Here is a 6,929-nt window from a genome sequence, read left to right as displayed (position 1 = left end):
CAACAAATTAATGGGTCCTGACCCTAGCTCGCGCCCATCAATCGTTTGGCGACAAATTCGTTCCTGGCCGCGGACGCTAGTCTTCCGAGATCGCCGACGTTCGCGCATCTTCGCTTCGGAGAGTCCGCTTGACGAATTGAAAATGGACTATCTGTATTCGCGTGTGCGGTCGAGTAATCGCACAATTGGTTAAGTGACGTTTAGCTGGAAGGTGGGTGATTGGTGCCTAATCGGACATCCGACACATATGACGCGCATATGTGGGACTATCGCGACTATCTTCGAAGTATAAACCGCCCTCTGGCGGAAGAATATATACGCAAGAAAAGCCATCACGTGTCCTCAGCCATCGAAGTGTTGGCCAACGGCGTTCCAGTTGCTCTGGCCATCGCGCAGCTTCACGAAGCAATTCGTCGCTCGGCTGCGAGGAATTTCTGGCCGGTAATCCGCGAGACAAAAGGCCTGCTTCTCGTTCGATCGACTGACACAGGTCAGGAGTACCCTTGGCCATGGGCCCGAACAAAAAGGGGCAATATGCGCTTCAAGCTGCCTGGCCACCTCATTTTCTCGCCATGGCTCCCAAATTTCCATCGCGCTCTGCGCAGTCACATGACCTGGCTTCAGCGAGTGGCGGGTCATGTCAAAGCCCTGGAAAACAAGGATTATTTTTCTATCACGCACCTTCCTCATTGGATTTGGGATGCAACGCTGGGAGCCAAGCACATCATTCCGGAGATCCAAGCGTTTCAAGGGTTTGCCATGCCGGACAGCATAGCCGCTCTGGATAGGTGGTCCGATGAACCACAGCGCGGTTCGAATATTGTGTTACGGATTTCGCGAGGGACGCTTTGTCTACGACGACGGCTCGGATCATTGCGAGATCGAAATTCCCGACGCGTTCAGCAGGCCTCTCCTGGTCCCATCAATGCCTGATCGCGCTTTGCAACTGCACTTGGTCCGGGCTGGAGCGCGAGCCTATTACCCGTAACTCGCCTTGAGGCCTTGCCCTGGCGCTCGATCGCGCGGACAGCACGAATGTGGTCACGTTGCATGCCCCGCCTGGCCGATTGCGCAGCTGCGCGACAAAGCCATACGATCGAGCCATGCCGCATTATCCAGACGCAATGCCTCTGTCGAAGACCCTGTTCGAGCGCGCCAGGAGGGTGATGCCGGGCGGCAATACGCGCACCACGGTCTTTGTCGACCCTTTTCCGATTTATGCCTCGAAAGGCGAGGGCTGCAGGGTGTGGGATGTGGACGGCAACGTCTACTACGACTGCATCAACAATTTCACCGCGATGATCCATGGCTACAGGCAACCCGATGTGGCCGCCGCCGTGGTTGACCAGCTGCCGTTCGGCACCGCCTTTGGCGCTCCGACGGTCAGCGAGATCGAGCTTGCCGAACTGCTTGTCGAGCGGCTGCCCTCGGTCGACCAGATCCGCTTCGCCAACTCCGGTACCGAGGGCGTGATGATGGCCATAAAGGCCGCGCGCGCCTTTACCGAACGGCCAAAGATCGTCAAGATCGAGGGCGCCTACCATGGCTCCTACGACTTCGCCGAGGTCAGCCTGGACAGTTCTCCCGCCAACTGGGGCGACCTGCCGAACTCGACGCCCTACGCCAGGGGCACGCCGCGCGGGGTGCTGGACGACGTGATCGCCGTGCCCTTCAACGACATTGAGGCGTTGCGCGCGGTCTTCGCCGCTCACGGCGACACCATCGCCGGCGTGCTGATCGATCCCATGCCGAACCGTGCCGGACTGATCCCGGCGCGGCAGGACTATCTGCGCGCCATGGTCGGGATCGCCCACGCAGCGGGTGCCCTGGTCATCTTCGACGAGGTGATCTCGTTTCGCCTCGGCTATTCGGGCGCGCAGGGGCTGTGGGACATCACGCCCGACCTGACCGCCCTGGGCAAGATCATCGGCGGGGGCTTCCCCGTGGGCGCCGTGGGCGGCCGCGCCGACATCATGGCGGTGTTCGATCCGACCCGGGGCAAGCCCGCTCTTCCGCACGGCGGCACATTCACCGCCAATCCGGTGACGATGCGCGCCGGACTTGCCGCGATGCGGGTGCTGACCAAGGAAAGCTTTGCCCATCTCGATCACCTTGGGACGCTGCTGCGCGACGGGGTCGCCACCTCGCTCGGCAGGCATGGTCTTGCCGGCCAGTGCGTCGGCCTGGGCTCGCTCTTCAAGGTCCATTTCACGTCGCATCCCGTCACGGATTACAGGTCCGTCTATCCCGGCCAGGCTGAGCGCAGGAAGCTCGACGCCTTCCACAAGGGCCTGCTCGGCCGTGGCGTCCTGTCCGCCAGCTATGGCCTGTTCGCGCTATCGACGCCCATGACTGAGGAGGACGCCCGAAACATTCTGCAGGCGATCGACGAGACCTTGGGCGATATCGCCGGGCAGTCCTGAGACAACCAGCCAGGAGGACTAAGAATGACAGCCTCGCCTCATGTCGTGGTGATCGGCGCCGGCACGTTGGGATTGTGCTCGGCGCTTACCCTGGTCGAACAGGGCGCGCGCGTGACGGTGCTTGAAGCCCAGTCAATCGCCTCCGGGTCGAGCGGCAGGGCGGTCGGCGTGGTCGGATCGCAATTCACCGATCCATTCGAGATCATGCTTCGTGTTCATTCGCTGCGCCGCTTCCGCCAATGGGAGAGCCAGGGGCTTGGCTTCAATCATATCGGCTACCTGCGGTTGGCACGGACGCAAAAGCAGATGGAGCTGTTTGCGAAGTCGGCGGAAATCCAAGAGGAGGCCGGCCTGCGGTCGCGCCTCTATCGTGCGGACGAACTGAGGCAACTCATTCCTCACATCAGCCCGGATGGGCTGGAGGGCGGGCTGTTCGGGCCTGACAATGGCTTTCTCGATCCTCACGAGATGTGCAATTTCCTGGCGCGGATGGTCCGCGCCCAGGGTGGCGAAATCCGCCAGTATCGCAAGCTGCTTGGGGTAAAGCGGCGGTCCGGCGGCTATACGCTGGAGACCGGCGGCGATTCGATCGATTGCGATGTCGTGGTCAATGCCGGCGGAGCCTGGGCGCCTCAGGTGGCCGAACTTTTCGATCAGCGCCTGCATATTTGGCCCGAGCGCCATGAGGCGGTCGTCGTGCATCTCGACCAGCCGCTAGACTACACAATGCCGATGGTCATGGATCTCGTGAACGGCGAGGGAAGCGGCCTCAATTTCCGCCACGAGAAGCGCACCGAACTGATTGCCGAGATCCACAAGGTGGAACAATCGAAGGTCAGACTCGCGGAACTCCTCCTCGAGCGGCTGCCCGATCTGCCCGACGCGCGGCTCGGCCGGGGTTGGGCGGGTCTTTATCCTGTGACCGCCGACCATCGGCCTTTCGTGGGGCCGATCGATGCTTCCGAGCCGACCTTGGTGACTGCCGCCGGCGCCGGAGGCTACGGCATCCAGTTGGCTCCTGTGATCGGGCAGATCGCGGCCGACTGGGTTCTTCACGGCGCGCCGGTTTCCGCGCCCGGCACGGAGAGCCTGTCGCCGTCGGCAGGGCGAAGCGTTGCGCTCAAGTAATTGAGCGATGGAACTCCGCAGGGTGTCCGCGTCACGGGCGTAGCAGCGCCGCGACCTCCTTTTGCGCCAACACCTATTGCCGAGCCGAATACTTGAAACGTTTTTCGAGGCCGTCGGCACTCGGGCCGGAACCATAGGACCGAGAGCATGTTGAGCTGTGCATCTCAGTTTGAAGCACAGCTCAAGGGAGAAACCGATGAAGTTTCCACACCGAACGGCAGCCGTTGCCGCTGCTTTGATATTCATGAACTTCCCGGCCCTGGCCCAGACAAGCCCTACGCCGGAGCCCACGCCGATGCCGCAAAAGCCTGGACCGATCGCAACATCGGAGACTGACGCTCAACCCGCAGTTCCGACGCGCGATATGATCCGCCGGATGGTCGACGAGGCGCTCCAGGAAAAGCTGCAGGAGGATCGTGCGGCTGAACAAGGACCCCGGCACGGCGGACGTTGGCATCGCCAAGACGAAGAGGGCCGGCACGCTGGCGACAGAATGGCTGGAAGGCCCGATCGGATGGGACCGCGCATGATGCACGGCGCCAGGATGCAGATCATGTTCGCGATCATGGATGCCGATGGCGATGGCGCACTGTCGCAGAGCGAAGTTCAGGATCTGGTCGGCAGGATCTTCAATGCTGCCGACGAGGATGGCGACGGCAGCGTCGATCTGGATGAGATCCAGTCCTTCATGCACGGTTCTGGGGGCGGGCGCATGCGGTAGCAACCCCCCAAGCAACCCGGACGTCCCAACCCTGCGGCAAGCGCCTTCGCGCCTACAAGCCAAAGGCATATGTGACGGCCATGGGTTGAGATATATTGCGGCTACGGCCTTGGGCTGGCGTTTTGCGCGAGGGGGCATGACATGCAGGCGGTGCCGATAGCTCATCCGGCGGAACAGTCCGCCGTCGCCTCGATACCTTCACTCTCCGGCTATCCGGCCGCCGTGCTGTGCTGGCTTCTGTCGGCCGGCGTCTATATCGCGGCCAAATGGGTGGCGCCGGAAATGCCGCCCTGGGGGCTCTGCTTCTGGCGGCTTGCGCTGGCCTGCGCCATCCTGCTGCCGATCGTGCATCGCCATCACGGCGCGATGGTAGCGCTTCTCAAATCCCGGCCCCTGGAGATCGCCGCCGTGGGAGCGATCGGCCTGACGCTTTGCCAGGGCATGATCTACCGCGGCCTCGCCGACACCGACGCGACCACGGCCGGCATCATCATGGCGCTGTCGCCGGTCATGACGATGGTGCTCGCCCGTTTCGCGCTCGGCGAGCCACTCGGGCTTTGGCAGGCGCTCGGCGCGCTGGCGGCTCTCGCCGGAATGCTGGTCATCGTCGCGCATGGCGACCTGACGGCGCTCGTGCAACTGCGCTTCAACCTCGGCGAATTGTGGATCGTCGGCAGCGCCTTCTGCTGGGCGCTCTACACCGTGCTGGTGCGCCGTTCCAAATTCGGCATCGAGCTCCTGCCGCTGGTCGTGCTCCTGCTCGGCGCCGGCGCGCTGGTCGCGCTGCCTTTCCATTTGTGGGAACTGTTCAACGACGAACGCTCGGCCATGAATGTGCATGGCTGGCTTGCGCTCGCCTATCTGGCGGGCCCGGGCGGCGCGCTGATGTATTATCTCTACAACCGCAGCGTGGAGACGCTGGGCGCCAGCCGGGCGAGCATGCTGCTTTACCTGCAGACGCTGTTCGTCGCCATCCTCGCCTATCTGCTGCTCGGCGAGAGCCTGCACGATTACGATTTGCTCGGCGCCGCCTTCATCGTCGCCGGCATCGTGCTCGCCACGGCGCTGAAGCCCAAGCCGAGTGCCGTGCGCGCGGCATAGGCTGCGGCTCTCCGGCAGCGGCGGCGCGTCGGTATATGCCGACGGCCGTTCAATCGCGGAGGCTTCCGTCCGATGTCCATCGAGGCTTGAACGAGACGGTCCGCAGCACCGCCGTGCGAACCCGACCAACGAACATGTCGTTGACGAACACCGGCGACGCTCGCATCGGCAGCTTGAACACCTCGGCGGTGCCGATTTTGTCCGCGTCGAACGCGTAGCGCTCGATCGCAAGAATGTCGCCGTCGTCGAAATAGACGATCTCGGACCGCTCCCGGTCCAGCGCATCGATCACATTGGTGACGTTGAAGAGCCAGACCTTCTCGCCGCGCAGCGGGATCAGCTCGCCATAGGGAGCCAGCGACGCCGCCAGCGCGTCGACGGCCGGCTTGCGCAGAAGCGGCACGTGCTCGCCGAGCCAGGGGAAGTCGGAATAGACGGGGTCACCGTCCGACACGCGCTGCATGACCGGCGGCTCCCAACTGCCCAGGGGCGTTCCATCCAGACTGAAGAAAACCTCGAAATAGCTGTCATCGACCGGGAGCACCCATTCCTGCCCCTCCACGACAGCGAACTCATAGATGGTCGTCATCGCTCGATGTTCCTCATTTTGACCGAGGCGTTCGACTGTGGCCCGCGTGCTATCGCGCGACCTTGATCCGCGGCAGGTCGCGGGTCAACGCGCGAAAAACGACGCCGTAATACATGTTGCGGGTGGCTGGGTGCGCCGGCGCCGCGGCAGGCGACCAGCATGGGCTTCGCGCCGGCGGCCTCTTGCCAGCTGCATGCCATGAAGCAGCCGCCGGTGCCCAGTCCGCGCCGCCGTCACGAGGCAAGTTCCAGCACTGGGCCCTTTGCGGCCCGCAACACGACTTCCAATATTTAGACATCTCTAATATGATGTGCAGGGGCATGAGGCGATTTCCATGTGTCAGCCGCGAAGACGTATCGCGTTGGCTTGGCTGGTCTTAGCCAGCAATGCGGACGCTCACGACTGGTACTCAAACAAGACTGACCCGGTTTTTCATCTTAAGTGCTGCGGCAACAAAGATTGTCAACCGATCGATTCCAGCAATGTTAGTCCTACTAGAGACGGCTATCTCGTAAGGCAACCTCAGCCCTACTATCGGAATGATCCCCCTACAGGAATGTGGTTTATCCCCAGAGGACGCGTCCAGGCTGCACCGGATGAACGGTATCACATCTGCGAGACTTTGATCCCAACAGCTCGCGTCGGCAGATACAGGATGAGGTGGATGTGCTTCTTTGCGCCTATGAGCACGGGCTCTATCGCGCAGAGCCACTAGGCGGTGCCTTACGGCCTGTCGACATCCCTGACACGGGAGCGGCCCGGAGCCCTTGTTGGGTTTGGTGGCGTGGGCAAGGGCCACCGGGCCTGACCGGCGGGACCTAGTACGGGGACTTCGCTAAGAGGGCACCGGCTGATAGAAATATGCGCTTCTGCTAATACAATTGGAACGCATCCCTAAGGACGAAGCGGGCCACCTTAGGTAGGTAGTGTCGGGTCCTGGTGACCTTGCCCCTTTGATCTAATCCGG

General features: G+C 62.3%; 6 protein-coding genes. 5 read left to right on the top strand and 1 reads right to left on the bottom strand.

Annotated features, from left to right (window positions below):
- Window positions 1-258: 258 nt before the first annotated feature.
- The 5 genes from DH10_RS26510 (at window position 259) to DH10_RS26490 (ending at window position 5,373) form a co-directional block, all read left to right on the top strand.
- Entirely contained in the window at window positions 259-933 is a 675-nt protein-coding gene (locus DH10_RS26510) for a hypothetical protein (protein WP_192244622.1), read from the top strand.
- Between the two features lie 170 nt (window positions 934-1,103).
- A complete protein-coding gene (locus DH10_RS26505; RefSeq protein ID WP_192244620.1) occupies window positions 1,104-2,423 on the top strand; it encodes an aspartate aminotransferase family protein in 1,320 nt (439 codons plus the stop codon).
- Between the two features lie 24 nt (window positions 2,424-2,447).
- Window positions 2,448-3,551 (top strand): NAD(P)/FAD-dependent oxidoreductase, encoded by a 1,104-nt coding sequence (locus tag DH10_RS26500; RefSeq protein WP_192244618.1) that lies wholly within the window; start codon window positions 2,448-2,450, stop codon window positions 3,549-3,551.
- A gap of 196 nt (window positions 3,552-3,747) precedes the next feature.
- The gene (locus DH10_RS26495; protein ID WP_192244753.1) at window positions 3,748-4,272 is read left to right on the top strand and encodes an EF-hand domain-containing protein; all 525 of its coding nucleotides are present in this window, start codon (window positions 3,748-3,750) and stop codon (window positions 4,270-4,272) included.
- Between the two features lie 141 nt (window positions 4,273-4,413).
- Window positions 4,414-5,373, top strand: coding sequence for a DMT family transporter (locus tag DH10_RS26490; protein WP_192244616.1), 960 nt, complete (start codon window positions 4,414-4,416; stop codon window positions 5,371-5,373).
- A 49-nt stretch (window positions 5,374-5,422) separates the two neighbouring features.
- Here DH10_RS26490 and DH10_RS26485 read toward each other — a convergent pair whose 3' ends face one another.
- On the bottom strand, window positions 5,423-5,962 hold the full coding sequence (locus DH10_RS26485; RefSeq protein WP_192244614.1) for an imm11 family protein: 540 nt from the start codon (window positions 5,960-5,962) through the stop codon (window positions 5,423-5,425).
- Between the last annotated feature and the right edge of the window lie 967 nt (window positions 5,963-6,929).

This window comes from Mesorhizobium silamurunense (assembly GCF_014843825.1).
GTDB lineage: Bacteria > Pseudomonadota > Alphaproteobacteria > Rhizobiales > Rhizobiaceae > Mesorhizobium > Mesorhizobium silamurunense.
This window is presented reverse-complemented; position numbering and strand designations above follow the sequence as displayed.

Excerpts from the sequence above, each read along its gene's own strand:
- DH10_RS26510 (WP_192244622.1), top strand. The coding sequence starts at position 259 with ATGTGGGACTATCGCGACTATCTTCGAAGTATAAACCGCCCTCTGGCG.
- DH10_RS26505 (WP_192244620.1), top strand. The coding sequence starts at position 1,104 with ATGCCGCATTATCCAGACGCAATGCCTCTGTCGAAGACCCTGTTCGAG.
- DH10_RS26500 (WP_192244618.1), top strand. The coding sequence starts at position 2,448 with ATGACAGCCTCGCCTCATGTCGTGGTGATCGGCGCCGGCACGTTGGGA.
- DH10_RS26495 (WP_192244753.1), top strand. The coding sequence starts at position 3,748 with ATGAAGTTTCCACACCGAACGGCAGCCGTTGCCGCTGCTTTGATATTC.
- DH10_RS26490 (WP_192244616.1), top strand. The coding sequence starts at position 4,414 with ATGCAGGCGGTGCCGATAGCTCATCCGGCGGAACAGTCCGCCGTCGCC.
- DH10_RS26485 (WP_192244614.1), bottom strand. The coding sequence starts at position 5,962 with ATGACGACCATCTATGAGTTCGCTGTCGTGGAGGGGCAGGAATGGGTG.